The following is a 17735-nucleotide window of genomic DNA, read 5'->3' as shown; positions in this document are numbered from 1 at the left end:
GCACCAGCCTCGGCGCGATGCCCCATGGCAGATGTTCGGGACAACCCCATATCAGCGGAAGCAACACCTCTATGGGAGCATGAACGGAATGGACGCCGCAGTGGAAACGGCAGAGATCGGTGGCGGATTGGAGCGATCGGAGGCGGATGCCATCGTCGCGGAGGCCGCGAAGACCTATTTCGACGCCTGCCGCGCACGCGTGCCCGGCTTCGTGGACGAGACCTTCACGTTTCTCGGCTCCGCGAGGCTGCATCGCCATGCATTGGGATGGGACGTTCTGCGCGCTCCGGCCAATGCGCTTCTCTCCCTGCCCCAGATCGGCATCAAGCTTTCGGCGCTCGGTGCCCGCGGGTTGGGGCGCAGGAAATCCGCCGCCTGGCTGGAGCGGCAGAACCTGCTTCTGGAGACGGCGGTGGCGCGCGAGTTGCGTTGGCGCATCTTCACGCAGCTCCTGCGTCAGCCATTCAAGGACGGGGATCGCGTCTCGCTTCAGAACGGGCTGGCCGAAGCGATACTGACCCATCCGAAGGTTCAGCATCTCGTCGAGGATGCTGCGGCAACGGTCGGGGCGCGCAAGGATGATCCGGCGTTTCGCGCCCGCATGGAAGAAGCCCTGACCGAATACACCGGGACGCGCACGGCCGCCGCGGAGATCACCACGGCGCTGGTGACGATCGGCACCGGGGCGGTGGCCTTCAAGCAGGCGACGCCCGGTGCGCTGGCGCTGGGCCCCGCGATTGCAGCCTCGCTCGCGCAACAGATGGCGGTGGCGTCCTTTCCGCTCGGCGCGACCGCAGGCGGGCTCTGGTACGGGGTGTTCCCGGCGCAGGCCTCGACCGCGCTGGTGGCGGGCTCGACCGCCGGGCTGATGGGGGTGGCAGCGGTGGTCGCGGCCTTTGCCGGCATCATCTCGGACCCGGTCCAGCGCCAGTTCGGCATCCACGAGCGCAGGCTCAACAGCCTGATCGACAGCCTGGAAACCTCCTTCGATGCCGCGGATGCGCAAGGCTACGTGGCGTATGACCTCTATGTCGCTCGGCTGATGGATCTCAGCGACGTGCTGCTCAGCGTGGCGCGCGCCTTCCGGGGGTGAGGTTTGTTGGCTCTCGTCAATCGGCAGCAGCCGGTTGGGCCATCGCTGACGGTGAAGAAGCCCCGTCCAGGCAGCCTCGACACCGAGTCCGAGGCCCGCAACCAAATGTTGCGGTTCCATGTCGGCATACTGAGCAGCTTTCGGGCGCACCATCGTCTGCCGACGGGGAGGCCCGCGCCCTGCCCTTTCGGGGCACGCTCCTTCCTCCGGCGGATCACCGGATAGGAGCATTCGGGCAACTCGCTCTCTCGACCGTTCGAGGCGCGCTGTCATGACCTCGCTGCGTCTTGCAGGCTTGTTCCTCCCCGTCTGGCTGTTATAGAGGCGGGCAAACGGATACGGGATAGTGAGGTAGCCTTGTTTGCGCATCGCCATCTTCTGGGGATCGAGGGGCTCAGCCGATCCGATATCGAAGCGATTCTCGACCTTGCCGAGGTCTATGCCGAGCTGAACCGGCGCCCGGAAAAGCACGGCGACGCGCTCAAGGGTCTTACCCAGATCAACATGTTCTTCGAGGCCTCGACGCGGACGCAGGCCAGTTTCGAGCTGGCCGGCAAGCGGCTCGGTGCGGACGTGATGAACATGGCGATGGCGCAATCCTCAGTGAAGAAGGGCGAGACGCTCATCGATACCGCGATGACGCTCAACGCGATGCACCCCGATCTTCTGGTGATCCGGCATCCCTCCTCGGGGGCGGCGCATCTGCTGGCCCAGAAGGTCAATTGCGCGGTGCTGAATGCGGGCGACGGGCGGCACGAGCACCCGACACAGGCGCTTCTGGATGCGCTTACCATACGCCGCGCCAAGGGCACGCTGCACCGGCTCAACGTCGCGATCTGCGGGGATATTGCCCATAGCCGCGTGGCGCGGTCGAACATCCTGCTGCTCGGACGGATGGAGAACCGGGTGCGGCTGGTGGGTCCGCCGACGCTGATGCCCTCGCGCGCGGCCGATCTTGGCGTCGAGGTCTACGAGGACATGCGCGAGGGGCTCGACGGTGTCGATGTGGTGATGATGCTGCGGCTCCAGCGCGAGCGGATGGATGGCGGGTTCATTCCCTCCGAGCGCGAGTATTTCCACCGCTACGGGCTCGATGCGGAGAAGCTCGGCTACGCCAAGGACGATGCCATCGTCATGCATCCCGGCCCGATGAACCGGGGCGTGGAGATCGATGGAACCATCGCGGACGACATCAACCGCTCCGTGATCCAGGAACAGGTCGAAATGGGTGTGGCTGTGCGCATGGCGGCGATGGATCTCCTGGCGCGGAACCTGCGCGAAGCGCGCGGGACGGCCGGGGCGAACGCGTGACCGCTCTGGTGAAGAAGCATCTCAACGAGGGCGAGACGGTCGTCTGGTCCGGGCAGCCTTCCCCTGGGTTCTGGGGTCGGTTGAAGTGGCTGAAGATCGCGATGCTCGCCGGTTTCGCTCTGGCCGCGATCCTCGATTCTGCCAACTCCACGCGGCATCTGATGTTTCTCGCGGCGAGCGCCGTCTGGGTCGTCGTGGACAGGTTCGCGCGGCAGTCCATCGACTATGTGCTGACCGATCAGCGGGTGATGTCGGTGAGCGGCAACGGGAAGCCGAAATGGATCCGGCACGCCGATTATCCCGAACCGACTCCGATCGTCGCCAACGGTGTCCAGTTCGTCGGCATTCCGACATTCACCCTGTATGACCTGAAGGACCGGGACGGATTCCTCGCCGCCTATCGCGGGCTGAAGCGCGCTCCGGCCGACGCGCCCGGCATGGAGGAGACCACGCCATGACCCTGCTTCTGACCAACGCAATTCTGGTCGATCCGGACACGGGCACCGAGGCGCGCGGCGCGGTGCGAATCGCGGGCGATACGATCACGGAAGTGATCCCGGAGGTCGATGGAGAACGCCACGAGATCATCCGCGCCCGCGAGGTGATCGACTGCGGAGGGCGGTATCTTGCGCCCGGTATCGTCGATATCGGGGTGAAGGTCTGCGAACCTGGCGAGCGGCACAAGGAGAGTTTCCGAACCGCGGGGCGGGCCGCCGCCGCGGGCGGGGTCACGACAATGGTGACGCGGCCCGATACCAAACCGGCCATCGACAATCCCGAGGCACTCGAATTCGTCACCCGTCGCGCCCGCGAGGTCGCGCCCGTGCGCGTGCTTCCCATGGCGGCGCTCACCAAGGGACGCGAAGGCAAGGAGATGGTCGAAATCGGCTTCCTGAAGGATGCAGGGGCCGTCGCCTTCACCGACTGCGACAAGGTCGTCGAGAATACCAAGGTGCTTTCCCGCGCATTGACCTATGCCCGTTCGCTCGGTGCATTGGTCATTGCCCACCCGCAGGAGCCGGTGCTGAGCAAGGGCGCCGCCATGACAAGCGGCAAGTTCGCCTCGCTGCGCGGCTTGCCGGCGGTCTCCCCCATGGCCGAGCGGATGGGTCTTGAGCGCGATCTTGCCCTCGTCGAGATGACCGGCGCGCGCTACCATGCGGACAACCTCTCGGCGGCGACGAGCCTGCCTGCGCTGGAGCGGGCGAAGGCCGCGGGGCTCGATGTGACGGCGGGGGTCAGCATCCACCACCTGACCCTGAACGAGCTCGATGTCGGCGATTACCGCACCTTCTTCAAGGTGAAGCCGCCGCTTCGCGCCGAAACCGACCGGCAGGCCATGGTCGAGGCACTGGCCGCGGGCGTGATCGACGTGATCTCCTCCATGCACACACCGCAGGACGAGGAATCGAAGCGCCTTCCGTTCGAGGAGGCGGCCTCCGGTGCGGTGGCGCTCGAAACCCTGCTGCCTGCCGCCCTGCGTCTCTGGCATGCGGGCGATATCGACATGCCGACGCTCTTTCGCGCGCTTTCGCTCAACCCGTCGAAACGGTTGGGGCTTGAAACCGGAAGGATCGCGCCGGGTGCGCCTGCGGATCTCATTCTTTTCGATCCGAACGCGCCCTATGTGCTCGACCGATACAAGCTTCGGTCGAAATCAAAGAACACGCCCTTTGACGAGCAGCGGATGCAGGGCCGTGTCCTCAAGACCATCGTCGGCGGCAGCGTCGTGTTTGACCGGGAGAGCGAGACATGCTGATCCTCTGTGCAATACTGGCCTATCTGCTGGGCTCCATCCCCTTCGGAGTGCTCATCACCCGCGGCATGGGACTGGGGGATCTGCGCAGCATCGGGTCTGGCAATATCGGCGCGACCAATGTTCTGCGCACCGGGAACAAGGCCGCCGCCTTCGCGACGCTGGTTCTCGATGGCGGCAAGGGGGCCGTGGCGGTCCTGCTCGCGCGGGCGTTTCTCGGCGAACAGGCGGCACTTGTCGCCGGGCTTGCGGCTTTCCTGGGGCATCTTTTTCCGGTCTGGCTCAAGTTCCAGGGCGGAAAGGGCGTGGCGACATTCCTGGGCGTGATGCTGGCAGTGAGCTTCCCGGCGGGGCTTGCGTCCTGTGCCACATGGCTCGTGGCGGCCCTTGCCTTCCGCTATTCGTCTCTTTCGGCACTCATCGCCGCGATGCTCAGCCCGGTCTGGCTCGCGCTCTTCGGCCGGGCGGATGCGATCCTGCTTGCGCTGCTTCTGGGCGCACTGGTCTTTGCCCGCCACCGCACCAATATCAACCGGTTGCTGAAGGGCGAAGAGCCGAAGATCGGCAAGAAGTAGCGCCCGGCCCGCATTTCCGTCCGGGCGCTGTCTCTCACGCGGCTCGACAGATCGACGAGGCGTCGATCGCGGCTCGTGCTGTCGCGAATTACCCTGTGTAGTCGGACAGGTTCTTCATTTCGTCCTTGGTCATGGCAGTCGAGCCGTGGACATGTCCATCTTCGTCGACGCCGAAGTTCAACCGGCTCGCGTCCAGTGCGACCCGTTTCGTGCCGATCCCGAGGAAGCCCCCGACATCGATGATGACCCGACGCTCAAGGCCGACTTCCTCGACCTTCGAGACGGTGCCGACCGTCTCGTTGTCGGGCCCGTGCACCTTGGCGCCCTGAAGCTTCTCCTTCGTCAGCTCGGTTTCACTGAGCCGGATGAATGTGGAATGTTCCATTTGCGTTTCCTCCAACAGATCCAGTCTGGATCTGATGGTGGGAACACTCCAGAGGCCCCGCGGGTTCCACGCCGGAGACATCAACTTTCGCGATCATCAGCGCTCGGCGAGATCCTGCCTCCCCGCCCAGTGGGACGGGGGCAAATCGCTCGGGTGTAGCAGCCTACATGAAGACGCCAGCGTTGTTCAGGATGATGATCCGGAGCGCATAGAGGATCACGATAAGCACAAGCGGCGAAAGGTCCAGACCGCCCATGTTGGGCAGGACGCTGCGGATCGGGCCGTAGATCGGCTCGAGCAGGCGATTGAGCCCGGTCCAGATCTGCCAGACAAGCGGCTGGCTCCGGTTGAGCACGTTGAAGTTGATCAGCCAGCTCATGATCACCTGGATGATCACGAACCACCACACGATGTCGAGGATGAGCAGAAGGATCTGGAGAAGCGATGTCATGCGTGGGTTTTCCGTGTTTGGACCGGCGGTTGGGGAATAAGTAGACACCTGCGGCTGGAGCCGCAAGTGCGGGCTGGGCAGAGCTGCCATCCGCCACTAGAAAGGATGCGGAAACAGGCAGTTTGACACGGATCAGTGACACCGATGACGGATCGACGGCGCCGGTGGGGCGTGTTTTCCTGGATGCTGTTCGACTGGGCCAATCAGCCGTTCCACACCCTGATCGTGACATTCATCTTCGCGCCCTATTTCGTGGCTCAGGTCGCGGGCGATCCGGTGGCGGGCCAGGCGATCTGGGGCACGACGGTGGCAATCGCGGGCGGGCTGACGGCGCTCCTTGCCCCGGTGCTGGGCGCGATCGCGGATCGCACGGGCGCGCGCAAGCCCTGGGTCCTTGCCTTTTCCTTGCCCTTCATTGCGGGGTGCGCCGGTCTCTGGCTCGCGGTGCCGGGCATGGACGATCCGCTGCCGGTGCTGATCCTCTTCGGGCTGGCCTTCCTCGGCTCGGAACTTACGCTTCTCTTCACCAACGCGATGCTGCCCGACATTGCCCCGCGCCGGGAGACGGGGCGCGTATCCGGCTCGGGCTGGGCGCTGGGCTATCTGGGCGGGCTCATATCGCTCATTCTGGTGCTGGCACTGCTCGCCCCCGCGCCGGGCAAGGAGACCACTCTGCTCGGGATGGCGCCGATTTTCGGTCTGGAGGTGGCCGAAGGGGAACCCGCGCGGGCCACCGGGCCGCTTGCGGCGCTCTGGTTCATCGTCTTCGCCCTGCCCTTCTTCCTATTGACCCGTGACACGCCACGGGGGGTGCCGCTCGCGCAGGCGGCACGAAGCGGGCTGGCGGATCTCCGGCGCACCGTCACGGAGGCGCGCAGCCATGGCCGGCTGTTTCTCTTCCTTGTCGCCTCCATGATCTATCGCGACGGGCTGGCCGCGCTCTTTGCCTTCGGCGGGATCTACGCGAGCGGTGTGCTGGGCTGGGGAACCTTTCAGCTTGGGGTGTTCGGGATCATCGCGGCGGGCGTCGGCGCGCTCGGGGCCTGGGCGGGCGGTCGCGGGGACGCTGCCTTCGGGCCGCGTCCGGTGATCATCACCGCGAACTGGGCGCTGATCGCCGTCTGCGCGGTCATCCTGCTCACCACGCGGGAAAGCATCGCGTTCGTGGCCCTTCCGCCCGGATCGACGGCGCCCGATCTCCTCTTCTTCTGCGCAGGCGGTATTCTGGGGGCGGCAGCGGGTGCGTTGCAGGCCGCCTCGCGCACCATGCTTGTCCATGAGGCGGAGGGCCGCGTGGCGATGGCGCAGGCTTTCGGGCTTTACGCGCTCTCCGGCCGCGCCACCGCCTTCATCGGGCCTGCGCTCATTGCCATCGCAACGGCGGCGACCGGCTCGCAACGGCTGGGCGTCACGCCGGTGATAGGGCTTTTCGCGCTCGGACTTCTGCTGTTACTCTTCCTGCGAGCGAGGACTGGGGCGCGGATCGGAGACTGAGCCATGAAAGCGAGCATTCTGCGCAAGACGGCGGCGCTCCTGCTGACCGGGGTTCTGGCGACCATGCCAGGGAACTTGCGGGCGCAGGACGCGAAAGCCTTGTTCTCGTCCAAGGAGACACCCTTCAATTCGGAGAGCCCCTACGCCATCGGGCAGCACTCAAGGGGGTGCCTTGCCGGTGGTGTCGCGCTGCCCGAGAGCGGGCCGACCTGGCAGGCGATGCGCCTTTCGCGCAATCACTACTGGGGCCACCCGGAAACGATCCGATTCGTGCAGGAGGTCAGCCGGGCGGCCACGAAGGTCGGCTGGAACGGGATTTACGTGGGCGATCTGAGCCAGCCGCGCGGCGGACCGGTACCGGGCCATGCCTCGCACCAGATCGGGCTGGATGTAGATTTCTGGCTCCTGCCCCCTGGTCGCCTGGATCTCTCGCGGGGCGATCGCGAGCGGATCTCCTCGATGAATGTCCGCTCCGCCGATCAACGCTCCGTCAATGGCAACTGGACGCGGTCGCACCACCGGCTGCTGGAGGCCGTGGCGCGCGATGGTCGTGTGAACCGCATTTTCATCACCGCGCCCGTGAAGCTCCAGATGTGCGCCGATGCGCCCGCGCGCGATCGTGCCTGGCTTGGCAAGATCCGGCCCTGGTGGGGGCACAACACCCATTTCCATGTGCGGCTCAACTGCCCGCGGGGGGCGCGCGGCTGCGTGAACCCCGATCCGGTGCCGCGGGGCGATGGCTGCGATGAGGCGATCTGGTGGGTGACCGAAGCGCTGGAGCCGCCCGATCCGGATGCGCCTGCGCCGAAGCCCAAACCGCCCATTCGGCTCGCCGATCTGCCACCGCAATGTGCCAGCGTGGTCGCTGCCCCGTGAAGCGATTTCTTCTCGTGCTTGCATTGCTGCTCCCCGCGGGGGCCGCGGCGGAGGAGAATGCCCTCAAGCTTTCCTCGAAGATCACTTGGAGCCATGCGGAGGCGGGCTTCGGCGGTTTTTCGGGGCTGGAGGTGCTTGACGGTGGCGCGCGGATTCTCGTGGTCTCGGACCGGGGTCACTGGGCACGGGCAGATCTGATCCGCAAGTCCGACGGCACGTTGCAGCGCGCGCGGCTCACCGGGTTTGGACCGATTCTCGCCATTTCCGGCGCGCCGCTTTCGGGGCAGGACGCGGATGCGGAAGATCTCTCCATCGCACCGGACGGCGCGGCATACATGTCCTTCGAGCATTTCCACCGCATCCGGCGCTATCCGCGGATCGATGGCCCGGCCGAGAACATCGATGGCCCGCGCGAGTTTCAGGGCCTGCAGCGCAATTCCGGGCTGGAAGCGCTGGCCGTCGATGCGGAAGGCACGCTCTATGCCATCCCGGAACGCTCGGGCGAGTGGGACCGGCCCTTTCCCGTATATCGGCTACGCGACGGGCGGTGGGACCGCGAACTCTCTGTTACCCGGCGTGGCAAGTTTCTCGTGACCGGAGCGGATTTCGGGCCGGACGGGCGGCTCTATATCCTGGAGCGCCACTTCCAGTTTCTCGGCGGCTTCATCGCGCGGGTCCGCAGCTTCGCGGTCGATTCCGGCGGGCTGACCGACGAGCGCACCCTGATGGAAACCCGGCTCGGGGACGGTGCGCTCGACAACATGGAAGGGATCTCGGTCTGGCGCGACGGCGATGGGCAGATTCGCGTCACATTGATCTCGGATGACAATTTCAATGCACTGCAGCGGACAATTCTCGCGGAATACGTTCTTTCGCGCTCCTGACGCTTGAAAGCCATTGCCCCCACCGCCCATATCGAATGACAAGGATCGCCCAGTCGAAACCAGAACAAGAACCATGAAAGAGACTGAAATATGAGCCTTCTCACGGAACACGGACAAAGCATCGCAACCGACGCCGCCGCCCGACATGGGGTGAGCGAGGACGCCGTGACCGTTCTGCTGCAGGCCCTTGCGATGAGCAATGGCAACCAGGCGCAGTTCAACCACCCCGATCTCGGCGGCATGGGGCAATGGTCCCGCGGCGGGATGACGATGGTCGGCGACATGTTCAACAACGCGCTCAAGGCGCGGGTCGATGCGCTTTGCACCGAGCTTTCGAATGCGCTGCAATCGGGTGACGTTTTTGCACGGGCCCCGGCGCGGGTCGCGCAATCCCAAAGCCAGTCGAGCGGCGGAATGGGCACGAGCCTCTTCGTCTCCGGCATGCAGCAGTCAAGCGACTGGTGGCCGGAAAGCCTCGGGACGCCCTCCTCCGTCGGCGCACAGAACAACCTGCGCTACGCCTTCTTCCCATCCACCCGCAGGCTTGCCATCCGGCTCGGGGACGACACGACGGTATACGATACCGGCGATCACCAGATCGGTGGCTTCTCCCAGCAGCAGGGCGGCGACCAGTCGCTGACCTTCACCAGCCAGCATGGGCTCGTGCGCGTGGCCGATCTGCCCAAGGTAAGGCTCGAGGGCGAGGCAGCGGGTGCCAAGGAAGCCGTATCCCCCGAACCGGCGGCAGCAGCCCCGGCCCCCAAGGCGGAAGCGGCAGTCTCGGGCGCGCCCGAACCGAGCACTCCGAGTTCGGCACCATCGCCGGTACCGGCAGCTCCGGCGCCGCAGGCTTCGGCTTCGTCGGAAGACGACATCATCGCCAAGATCGAGAAGCTCGCCGCCCTGCAGCAGAAGGGCATTCTGACCCAGGCGGAATTCGACGAGAAGAAGACGGAGTTGCTGGCCCGTCTTTGACGGGCCTCACCCCCAGACATGAACAAATGAAAAAAGCCCGCGTCAAACGCGGGCTTTCAGGCGTGCGCTCCTCGCAGGAAGAGAAACGCCAGTCGTCCGGGCAGATCTTACTTGATCTTGCCTTCCTTGTAATCGACGTGCTTGCGCGCGACCGGGTCGTACTTCTTGACGACCATCTTCTCGGTCATGGTGCGCGAGTTCTTCTTCGTCACGTAGAAATGTCCGGTATCAGCGGTCGAGTTCAACCGGATCTTGATCGTCGTTGGCTTCGCCATGGTTTATCCTTCCCGCCAGGCTGCTGGCGCCTATACGCCCACACCGCGCTCCAGAGCGCGGCAAAATTCCAGACCGCTCTTCTATCCATGCGCCCGTGCGAGTCAAGCCTCAAAGCATGAGGAAATGCGAGCCCTCCGCCCTGTGATCGAAGAAAGGCACCGGCCTCGGCCTGTGCGGGGCCGCGAACCGGGCTTCGAGCTCGGAGAGCACGATTTCAGTGATGAATGGCAGGGGCAACCGGCGGGCCTCGTGGATCTCGAGCCATTGCAGGTGACTGAGCTCACCATCGGCCCGGGCGAAATCCTCAGCATCGAGACCGGCCTCTCCGGCATCGAGCAGGAAAAAACGCGCGTCGAAGCGCCGCGGACGCCCCGGAGGCGTGACGGCGCGAAACACGAATTGCAACGCCCGCACATCCGGCACCTGACCAGTCGCGAGGAATCCAGCCCATCCGGGAGGCGGCACCGAACCCTCGGGCGGCGCGCCGGCACGCCCCAGAAGCACACCGGTTTCCTCCCAGAGTTCACGCACCGCCGTATAGGGCAAGGCATGCGCCACATCCGGGGGCGTCTCCACCTCGAGCCGTGCGCGTGTTTCGGGGTCATGCGGTCTGTCGGGCAGGATCGCGCCATCACCGGCATCGAGCGCGCCGCCGGGAAAGACGAACTTCTGCGGCATGAAAACGGCGCTGGCCCCGCGCTGGCCCATGAGTACGCGGAAGGTCTCCGCCTCGCGCCGGTAGAGGATCAGTGTCGCGGCATCCCGGAGCGGGACCGGAGCGGGACCGCGTCCCGCGTCAGGCGTTGGAGCCGACATTCTCTGGCGTGCCGAACCCGTGCATCCGCTTGGCCCATTGCAGGCCGACAAAGGCGCCCTTGATCCTCGGCAACAGATAGAGTGACAACAGCACGAAGAAGACCGAGAAGCCGAGCGCCATCACCCAGCCCTTGGGGCGGAAGACCTCGAAGATCGTCAGCATCAGGGGTGCCATGATATGACCGGTGATGAGGATCGTGGCCCAGGCCGGGCCGTCGTCGGCGCGATGGTGATAGAGTTCGGTGCCGCAGGCCGGGCAGGCATGGGCGACCTCGAGGTATTTCTCCATCATGGCGCCCTCGCCACAGGCCGGGCACTTCATCATGACACCGCGCAGAAGCGCCTGGCGGGTATCCCGCGGTTCGTCGTCCTGGGTCATGGTCGTCCTCGAGTCGGTCATGCCTCTTTCTACGTCATTCCGCCGCCCTCAGCCAGCCCGACGAACGGACCCCTACACCACCGAATCCTGACTGGCACCGCCGGGAACGAGCCGTAGCGGCGTTTACCATTTCAGCGCGTCTTCCCGGTCAGGTCCAGTTCGGCGCTGCGCCACCTCCCAGGGCATGGCGGGCCACGATGATGCGCTCCGGAGCGACGTTCGCAGCGCTGGCTGACGAGATCACAAGCTCATCCGACATCAAAATAAAGTCGAGCACGAACCCGAGAAACTCCTCATCTTCAAACCTTTGCCTGACATCATCGGTGGATGCGCCGGTTGCGGCAAGGAAATGGGAGAGGTTCTCCGGATCGCCCGTGAGGGCCACGAGCGCATCCTGCGCGATGGATTTTGCGAGTTCCGTCTTCATCTCTTCGTTACACCTGGCGGGGCTGCCCGAAACCTTTCGTTAACACATTTGCCGTTAATAAATGGCGCAATCAATGCTGCTTTTCTTCCTTTCCTCGGAGGTCCATCAATGTCTGGTCGGGTCCTGGTGGTTGATGATGTACCCACCAACCGGCTGCTGCTTCGGGCCAAGCTTTCCGCTGCGTATTACGATGTGTTCGCTGCCGAGAACGGCACACGCGGGCTGGAAATGGCCCTGAGCGAACAGCCGGACATGATCATGCTCGACGTGCTGATGCCGGACATGGACGGCTACACCGTCTGTCGTGAACTCAAGGCGCGCCCCGAGACCGCCCATATTCCGGTCATCATGGTCACATCGCTCGACACGCCGGAAGAGCGGGTGCGCGGGCTCGAGGCCGGTGCCGACGACTTTCTGTCAAAGCCGTTCAACGATCTCGCCCTGTTTGCGCGGGTGCGAAACCTCCTGCGCATGAAGATGATGTTCGACGAGTTGCGCCTGCGTGATCTGACCTCGCGCGAACTGGGTCTCAGCGATTTCGTGTCCGAGCAGGACATCGAACCGGACTATTCCGCGCCGATACTGCTCGCGCCAGGTTCGGTCGAACAGGGGCGATCCTGGGCCCGGTATCTCAAGTCCGGGCTCGGGGCCATGACCATCGAGACCTGCTCGGAGCGCGAGGCTCAGAACCTCGCGCAGTTCGAGCTTCCCGACTGTTTCGTGGTGAATCAGACGATGATGGAAGGCGGCGACGGGCTCAGGTTCGTCTCCACGCTCCGTGCACGACCCGAAACCCGGCAGGCCGCGATCCTTCTTGTCGTGAACAAGGGTGATGTGGAGACCGCGGCGAAGGGGCTGGAGATCGGGGCCTCGGACTATATCGAGGCACCGTTCGACCCGAGCGAACTAACGGCGCGGATCCGGTCGCTTCTGCGCCGGAAATGCTATTCGGACTGGCTGCGGCGCAGCGTGCGCGACGGGCTGAAGATGGCGGTGATCGATCCTCTGACCGGGATCTACAATCGCCGCTATGCCTCGCAACACATGAACAGCGTGATGGAACGCGCACGGGACACCGACGGGTACTTCGCGGTGATGATGATCGATCTCGACAAGTTCAAGCGCCTGAACGACGAGCATGGCCATGACGCCGGCGACGCGGTGTTGCGGGAATTCTCACGGCGCTTGCAGGAAAACATCCGCGGCGTGGATCTCGTGGCACGGTTCGGCGGCGAGGAGTTCTTCGTGGCCCTGCCCGACAGCGATCACGATGCCGCAGCCGCGGCAGCCGAGCGCATACGGCGCGCCATCGAGGGAACCGCCTTCCCGCTGCCGCGTGACAAGGGCGAGGTGAATGTGACGGTCTCGATCGGGGTCGCCATTGCCGACGGCAGCGATACGGATGCGGAAGCGGTGATCCACCGCGCCGACCGTGCGCTTTACGAGGCCAAGGAAGGCGGGCGGAACCGCGTGACCTTCTACGCGGAGGCGGCCTGACTTTCGGGCCGCCCAAACCTCACCGACAGCACGCCATTGCGGCCGGGGCCCAGCTCAGCGTAACCTGCGGGTCACTGACGAGATTGAGCGGGCTCACTGACTGATGGCATCCTTTTCGCGACCACCCGGCGGCCAGCCGATCCGTGGCCTTCTCTTTGACAAGGACGGCACCCTGTTCGACTTCCGCCTGACCTGGGGGCGATGGTGCGCCGGTTTCATCCGCGATCTCGCGAAAGGCGACGAAAGCGCGGCGGAGGCGCTATCCGGGAAACTCGGATACGATCTGGTGAGGGAGGAGTTCGCACCGACGAGCCCGGTCATCGCGGGAACGATGGACGTGGTGGTCCAAGCGATCAAATCCTGCTTTCCGGAACTCAGCCGGGCGGCAATCCGGGCCCATGTCCTGGCCTCGACGTCGGAGGTTCCGCAGGTCGAGGCGGTGCCGCTATCCGCGCTCATGGCCCGCCTGAAGGGCGACGGCCACACCCTCGGCATCGCAACGAACGATGCGGAACAGGCAGCGCGTCACCACCTGGATTCGAGCGGCATCCTCGAGGAATTCTCCTTCATCGCAGGATACGACAGCGGCTTCGGCGCGAAACCCGACCCCGGGATGCTCCTGGCCTTCTGCGATCACTCGAATTTCGAACCTGCGGACTGCGTGATGATCGGAGACAGCACCCACGATCTGCTCAGCGGGCGCGCCGCGGGGATGCGGACAGTCGGCGTGCTTACGGGGCTCGCGGAAGCCGAAGAGCTCGCCGATCTCGCGGATGTCATCCTGCCCAGCATCGGCGCCCTGCCCGGCTGGATCGATGGCGAGAACCGCACGGTGGCGGCACTCTGAACTCGTCTCCGCTCTAGGCGTCCACTTCCGACCGTTTCAGTAGACCGCGCAGACTTTCATCGAGCACGAGTTCCCGGCGAATCCTGTCGGCCTTTTCCTGGACCTTGCGCAAGACGGTTCGTGCCTTGCGCCGCTCGCCCGCGTGGGCGTGCTTGACCACCCGCGACATCGGTCGCGCAAAGTCGCAATACTCTCCGCTCGGGGCGGTGGCGCGCACCGGAGCCAATGTTCCGGCAAACAGGTCGGGCGAATATCCGAACACTTCGAAATCTTCGCGGTAACGGGCATGGACCTTCTCCGCGAGCGCTTCGGTGTAGTGTTCGCGGATCTTCTGCGAGGCCGACGTGGCGTGGCTGGCCTTGTTCTCGCGCGCGGGTGCGGCTTGTGAAAAGCGGCTCGAGATCTGCGCGAAATGGCCCGGAAGATCCTCGAAATGGCCGACATGGCTATATTTCACGAAGTGGAAGAACGTCTTGTAGACCTGCCCCGCCCAGTGGATGTCCACATCCCGATCTGGTTGGTCGCAGACCATCTCGACGAAGGCCTCGAAGCTCTGGGGCACGCCCGGCAGGTTGAAGCCATTGTATTTTTCCGGAGACATTCCGGCGGCGACCTTGGCCTGAAGCTTGATAATCTTGTCGAGATAGGCCGAGAGCAGCTTCGTGTAGGGATTGCGGACCACGGTGAAGAGATACTTGTTCATCAGATCGCCCACGAGGCGATCGACGTCATCACCCGAATAGGATTCCCATGGCGTTTCGACCTCACCCTTCGTTCCGCCCCATTTGTAGTTGTGGACGGCGAAATACTCTTCGGGCACCGGAACCGTGCTGCCCGCTTCGTGCTCGAGTTCCCAGAGCTGACGCTTGACTTCGGTGTTCGCGGCCTTGCCCAGCGGAATGAAGAGATAGCCCAGGGCATCGGACGGGGTGCTGTCACGCAAGGTGGTCGTGATGTTTCGCTTGTTCCATGGCCTGCAATCGATCGCGTTCATCCGAGCCTTCCATTCACCTGCGCGGGCTTTTCACCTCTATCGCGCGGCGGGCACCGGCCCGCAAGAGCAGACCGCGTCAGGAGGCGTCCTCCGTTCTTCGGCAGACTGCGATTCGCGAATGGGGAATGGTGGGTGATGAGAGACTCGAACTCCCGACATCTTCGGTGTAAACGAAGCGCTCTACCAACTGAGCTAATCACCCGGCCCCGCAGAAGCGGAGATGGTGGGCGATGGCAGGATCGAACTGCCGACATCTACGATGTGAACGTAGCGCTCTACCGCTGAGCTAATCGCCCGGTGGCCGGGTTGATATATATTCCACCGGGCACCATCAAGAGGTATTCTTTGGATTTCTGCGGATTGGTGAAGCGGATGTTCGCCAGTCCCAGGGCCCGCGCAAAGCCTGTCAACCAGGCGAACGATGCTATTTATGAAACGATTGCAACCGGGCGGCTGATTGACACGCAAAAACGCCACCGCGTACAGAACACCGGAAAGACCGGGCGGGTGTTTCACGACATGGCCCTGCACGAGGCGGCCACTTGGAGGGCCGTTCTCACGGGGGACTGCGTATGCGGGAACCGGCAGGACGTTCTGCGGCAGCGCCCGGTAAAGAACAGCGAGAAGATCAGGGAGATCGAAATGCTCGACGGAAAATTCACCCCGCATGGGAAGCATCTTATCGCGGGCGCCTGGATTTCGGGAGAAGGGACATTTTCCTCCGAGCCCGCAACCGGCCCGGCCCATGTCTTCAGCATCGGAAGCGTCGAACTGGTGGATGCGGCCTGCAAGGCGGCCGAAGAGGCCTTCTGGACCTATGCCTATCTGGGCCGCGAGGCGCGCGCGGAATTCCTCGATGCCATTGCCGAGGAGATCGAGGCCCGGGCGGACGCGATCACCGAGATCGGCTGCCAGGAAACTGGCCTGCCGGAAGCCCGGCTTCAGGGCGAGCGGGGACGGACCACCGGCCAGATCAGGCTGTTTGCGGCCCATATCCGCAAGGGCGACTATCTCGACCGCCGGCATGACGAGGCCCTGCCGGACCGCGCCCCGCTCCCGCGCCCGGACCTGCGGATGATGCAGCGTCCGATCGGCCCGGTGGCCGTATTCGGCGCCTCGAACTTCCCGCTCGCCTTCTCGACCGCGGGCGGGGACACGGCCGCGGCCCTTGCTGCCGGGTGTCCGGTGGTGGTGAAGGGCCACTCCGCCCATCCCGGCACGGGAGAGATCGTTGCCGAGGCCATTGCGGCGGCTGTCACGCGCTGCGACATGCCAAAAGGTGTCTTCTCGCTGATCCAGGGCGGCAACCGGCAGGTTGGCCAGGCGCTTGTGCAGCACCCCGACATCAAGGCGGTGGGTTTTACCGGCTCGCTGGCGGGCGGGCGTGCACTCTTCGATCTTTGTGCGCAGCGCCCGGAGCCGATCCCGTTCTTCGGCGAGCTCGGCTCGGTCAACCCGATGTTCGTCCTGCCCGAGGCGGCCAGGGCACGCGGGGCCGAGATCGGCAAGGGCTGGGCCGGGTCGCTCACCATGGGAGCAGGCCAGTTCTGCACCAACCCAGGCATCGCTGTAGTTGAGAGAGGCCCGGAAGGGGACGCGTTCGTCGCCGCGGCCAGGGACGCGCTGGCAGAAAGCGCACCGCAGGTGATGCTCACTGACGGGATCGCGAAGGCCTATCGTGACGGCAAGGCACGCTTCGACGGCCGCAATGCCGTGACCCCGGTTCTGACCACCGAGCAGGATGGTCGCACGGCCGCGCCGAACCTCTACGAAACGGATGCGGAGGCCTATCTTCAGGACCATGCGCTCGGCGAGGAGGTCTTCGGGCCGCTCGGGCTCGTCGTGCGGGTCTCGGGCGAGGACGAGATGAAGATGCTCGCGAAGGGCTTCGAGGGTCAGCTCACCGCGACGATGCACATGGATGAAGGCGATACGGCGCGGGCACGCGCCCTCCTGCCGATCCTCGAGCGCAAGGCAGGCCGCGTGCTGGTCAATGGCTTCCCGACGGGGGTCGAGGTCTCCGACACGATGGTTCATGGCGGCCCCTACCCGGCCTCGACCAATTTCGGTGCGACAAGCGTGGGAACGCTCTCGATCCGGCGCTTCCTGCGGCCGGTCTGCTACCAGAACGTGCCCGCGGGTGTGTTGCCCGATGATATCGCCTGACCGGAAGCGCCTTACCGAGCAAGCCGGCAGGGGCTCTCAGGCCCCGCTCCAGCTTGCGGTGGCCCAGACCACCAGCAGATACCGCCCGAGCTTGGCGACGGTGACGAAGAGCAGGAAGACGCTCAGGCGTTCGCGCAGCACCCCGGCGACGAAGGTGAGCGGATCGCCGATGAAGGGCGCCCAGGACAGGAGCAGCGACCAGCGGCCCCAGCGGTGATACCAGCCTTCGGCCCGCGCGGCCTGTTCGCGCGAGACCGGAAACCAGCGCCGCCCCTCGAAGCGCGCAAGGTTCAGGCCGAGCCACCAGTTCAGTGTCGAGCCCAGCACATTGCCCAGCGTGGCGATGCCGACAAGTGCGGGAACCGGATAGCGCTCCGCGACGAGCATTGCGGTCAGCAGGATCTCCGATTGCGCCGGCAGGAAGGTCGCCGCGAGGAATGCGACGGAAAAGAGGCCGGCGAGGGCCAGCACGGTCTCTCCCATGTGCCGCGATCTCCCTTGGACGAAGCCCCATATGAAAACTGCCGGCCCGA

The 17735-nt window shown here is 64.8% G+C and carries 20 protein-coding genes and 2 tRNA genes; 12 read left to right on the top strand and 10 right to left on the bottom strand.

All coding sequences use genetic code 11. The annotated features are described in order from the left end of the window. Window positions 1-88: 88 nt before the first annotated feature. From ACP15W_RS02375 to plsY, 5 genes are all read left to right on the top strand, one after another. Window positions 89-1093: a DUF6635 family protein gene (locus ACP15W_RS02375; RefSeq protein WP_424931220.1), complete on the top strand. Its 1005-nt coding sequence runs from the start codon at window positions 89-91 to the stop codon at window positions 1091-1093. 357 nt (window positions 1094-1450) lie between these two features. Beyond that, window positions 1451-2404, top strand: coding sequence for an aspartate carbamoyltransferase catalytic subunit (locus ACP15W_RS02370; RefSeq protein ID WP_424931219.1), 954 nt, complete (start codon window positions 1451-1453; stop codon window positions 2402-2404). Beyond that, the gene (locus ACP15W_RS02365) at window positions 2401-2862 is read left to right on the top strand and encodes a hypothetical protein (RefSeq protein ID WP_424931218.1); all 462 of its coding nucleotides are present in this window, start codon (window positions 2401-2403) and stop codon (window positions 2860-2862) included. The genes ACP15W_RS02370 and ACP15W_RS02365 overlap by 4 nt, the downstream gene beginning before the upstream one ends. Then, window positions 2859-4163, top strand: a complete 1305-nt coding sequence (pyrC, locus tag ACP15W_RS02360; RefSeq protein ID WP_424931217.1) for a dihydroorotase — start codon at window positions 2859-2861, stop codon at window positions 4161-4163. Before ACP15W_RS02365 ends, pyrC begins: the two co-directional genes overlap by 4 nt. Then, complete coding sequence (gene plsY / locus ACP15W_RS02355) at window positions 4157-4735, top strand: glycerol-3-phosphate 1-O-acyltransferase PlsY (RefSeq protein ID WP_424931216.1); 579 nt, start codon at window positions 4157-4159, stop codon at window positions 4733-4735. The genes pyrC and plsY overlap by 7 nt, the downstream gene beginning before the upstream one ends. Window positions 4736-4823: 88 nt before the next feature. Here the strand turns inward: plsY and ACP15W_RS02350 are convergent, their stop codons facing one another. Then, a complete protein-coding gene (locus ACP15W_RS02350) occupies window positions 4824-5120 on the bottom strand; it encodes a PRC-barrel domain containing protein (RefSeq protein ID WP_424931215.1) in 297 nt (98 codons plus the stop codon). Between the two features lie 163 nt (window positions 5121-5283). Then, window positions 5284-5571, bottom strand: coding sequence for a YggT family protein (locus tag ACP15W_RS02345; RefSeq protein WP_424931214.1), 288 nt, complete (start codon window positions 5569-5571; stop codon window positions 5284-5286). A 144-nt stretch (window positions 5572-5715) separates the two neighbouring features. Between ACP15W_RS02345 and ACP15W_RS02340 the strand changes: the two genes are divergently transcribed. The 4 genes from ACP15W_RS02340 to ACP15W_RS02325 all read left to right on the top strand — a co-directional run bounded on the left by ACP15W_RS02340 (window position 5716) and on the right by ACP15W_RS02325 (window position 9800). Beyond that, the gene (locus ACP15W_RS02340) at window positions 5716-7065 is read left to right on the top strand and encodes an MFS transporter (protein WP_424931213.1); all 1350 of its coding nucleotides are present in this window, start codon (window positions 5716-5718) and stop codon (window positions 7063-7065) included. Between the two features lie 3 nt (window positions 7066-7068). After that, window positions 7069-7941 (top strand): penicillin-insensitive murein endopeptidase, encoded by an 873-nt coding sequence (mepA, locus tag ACP15W_RS02335; protein ID WP_424931212.1) that lies wholly within the window; start codon window positions 7069-7071, stop codon window positions 7939-7941. After that, window positions 7938-8825, top strand: coding sequence for an esterase-like activity of phytase family protein (locus ACP15W_RS02330; RefSeq protein WP_424931211.1), 888 nt, complete (start codon window positions 7938-7940; stop codon window positions 8823-8825). Before mepA ends, ACP15W_RS02330 begins: the two co-directional genes overlap by 4 nt. A gap of 90 nt (window positions 8826-8915) precedes the next feature. Continuing rightward, window positions 8916-9800 carry an SHOCT domain-containing protein gene (locus ACP15W_RS02325; protein ID WP_424931210.1) on the top strand — a complete coding sequence of 295 codons (885 nt, stop codon included), beginning with the start codon at window positions 8916-8918 and terminating at the stop codon, window positions 9798-9800. Between the two features lie 107 nt (window positions 9801-9907). Here the strand turns inward: ACP15W_RS02325 and rpmG are convergent, their stop codons facing one another. The 4 genes from rpmG to ACP15W_RS02305 form a co-directional block, all read right to left on the bottom strand. Further along, complete coding sequence (gene rpmG, locus ACP15W_RS02320) at window positions 9908-10075, bottom strand: 50S ribosomal protein L33 (RefSeq protein ID WP_424931209.1); 168 nt, start codon at window positions 10073-10075, stop codon at window positions 9908-9910. A 109-nt stretch (window positions 10076-10184) separates the two neighbouring features. After that, the gene (locus tag ACP15W_RS02315) at window positions 10185-10892 is read right to left on the bottom strand and encodes an NUDIX hydrolase (RefSeq protein WP_424931208.1); all 708 of its coding nucleotides are present in this window, start codon (window positions 10890-10892) and stop codon (window positions 10185-10187) included. After that, a complete protein-coding gene (locus ACP15W_RS02310; protein ID WP_424931207.1) occupies window positions 10873-11292 on the bottom strand; it encodes a DUF983 domain-containing protein in 420 nt (139 codons plus the stop codon). Before ACP15W_RS02310 ends, ACP15W_RS02315 begins: the two co-directional genes overlap by 20 nt. A 127-nt stretch (window positions 11293-11419) precedes the next feature. Next, the gene (locus ACP15W_RS02305) at window positions 11420-11698 is read right to left on the bottom strand and encodes a DUF3572 domain-containing protein (protein ID WP_424931206.1); all 279 of its coding nucleotides are present in this window, start codon (window positions 11696-11698) and stop codon (window positions 11420-11422) included. Window positions 11699-11806: 108 nt separating this feature from the next. Here ACP15W_RS02305 and ACP15W_RS02300 point away from each other — a divergent pair, with 108 nt between their 5' ends. Next, window positions 11807-13195 carry a PleD family two-component system response regulator gene (locus tag ACP15W_RS02300; protein ID WP_424931205.1) on the top strand — a complete coding sequence of 463 codons (1389 nt, stop codon included), beginning with the start codon at window positions 11807-11809 and terminating at the stop codon, window positions 13193-13195. Window positions 13196-13298: 103 nt separating this feature from the next. Further along, entirely contained in the window at window positions 13299-14042 is a 744-nt protein-coding gene (locus ACP15W_RS02295) for an HAD family hydrolase (RefSeq protein ID WP_424931204.1), read from the top strand. 13 nt (window positions 14043-14055) lie between these two features. Here ACP15W_RS02295 and ACP15W_RS02290 read toward each other — a convergent pair whose 3' ends face one another. From ACP15W_RS02290 to ACP15W_RS02280, 3 genes are all read right to left on the bottom strand, one after another. Then, a complete protein-coding gene (locus ACP15W_RS02290; RefSeq protein ID WP_424931203.1) occupies window positions 14056-15036 on the bottom strand; it encodes a sulfotransferase family 2 domain-containing protein in 981 nt (326 codons plus the stop codon). Between the two features lie 126 nt (window positions 15037-15162). After that, a tRNA-Val gene (locus ACP15W_RS02285) sits at window positions 15163-15238 on the bottom strand. Between the two features lie 19 nt (window positions 15239-15257). Next, window positions 15258-15332: transfer RNA gene (locus tag ACP15W_RS02280), tRNA-Val, on the bottom strand. Between the two features lie 346 nt (window positions 15333-15678). Here ACP15W_RS02280 and ACP15W_RS02275 point away from each other — a divergent pair. After that, window positions 15679-17202 (top strand): aldehyde dehydrogenase (NADP(+)), encoded by a 1524-nt coding sequence (locus ACP15W_RS02275; protein ID WP_424931202.1) that lies wholly within the window; start codon window positions 15679-15681, stop codon window positions 17200-17202. Between the two features lie 36 nt (window positions 17203-17238). On the opposite strand, the gene ACP15W_RS02270 is transcribed toward ACP15W_RS02275, so the two are convergent. Next, a complete protein-coding gene (locus ACP15W_RS02270; RefSeq protein WP_424931601.1) occupies window positions 17239-17673 on the bottom strand; it encodes a YqaA family protein in 435 nt (144 codons plus the stop codon). Window positions 17674-17735: the final 62 nt, after the last annotated feature.

The sequence above is a fragment of the Amaricoccus macauensis genome (assembly GCF_049800915.1).
In the GTDB taxonomy this organism is placed as follows: Bacteria; Pseudomonadota; Alphaproteobacteria; order Rhodobacterales; family Rhodobacteraceae; genus Amaricoccus; species Amaricoccus macauensis_A.
This window is presented reverse-complemented; position numbering and strand designations above follow the sequence as displayed.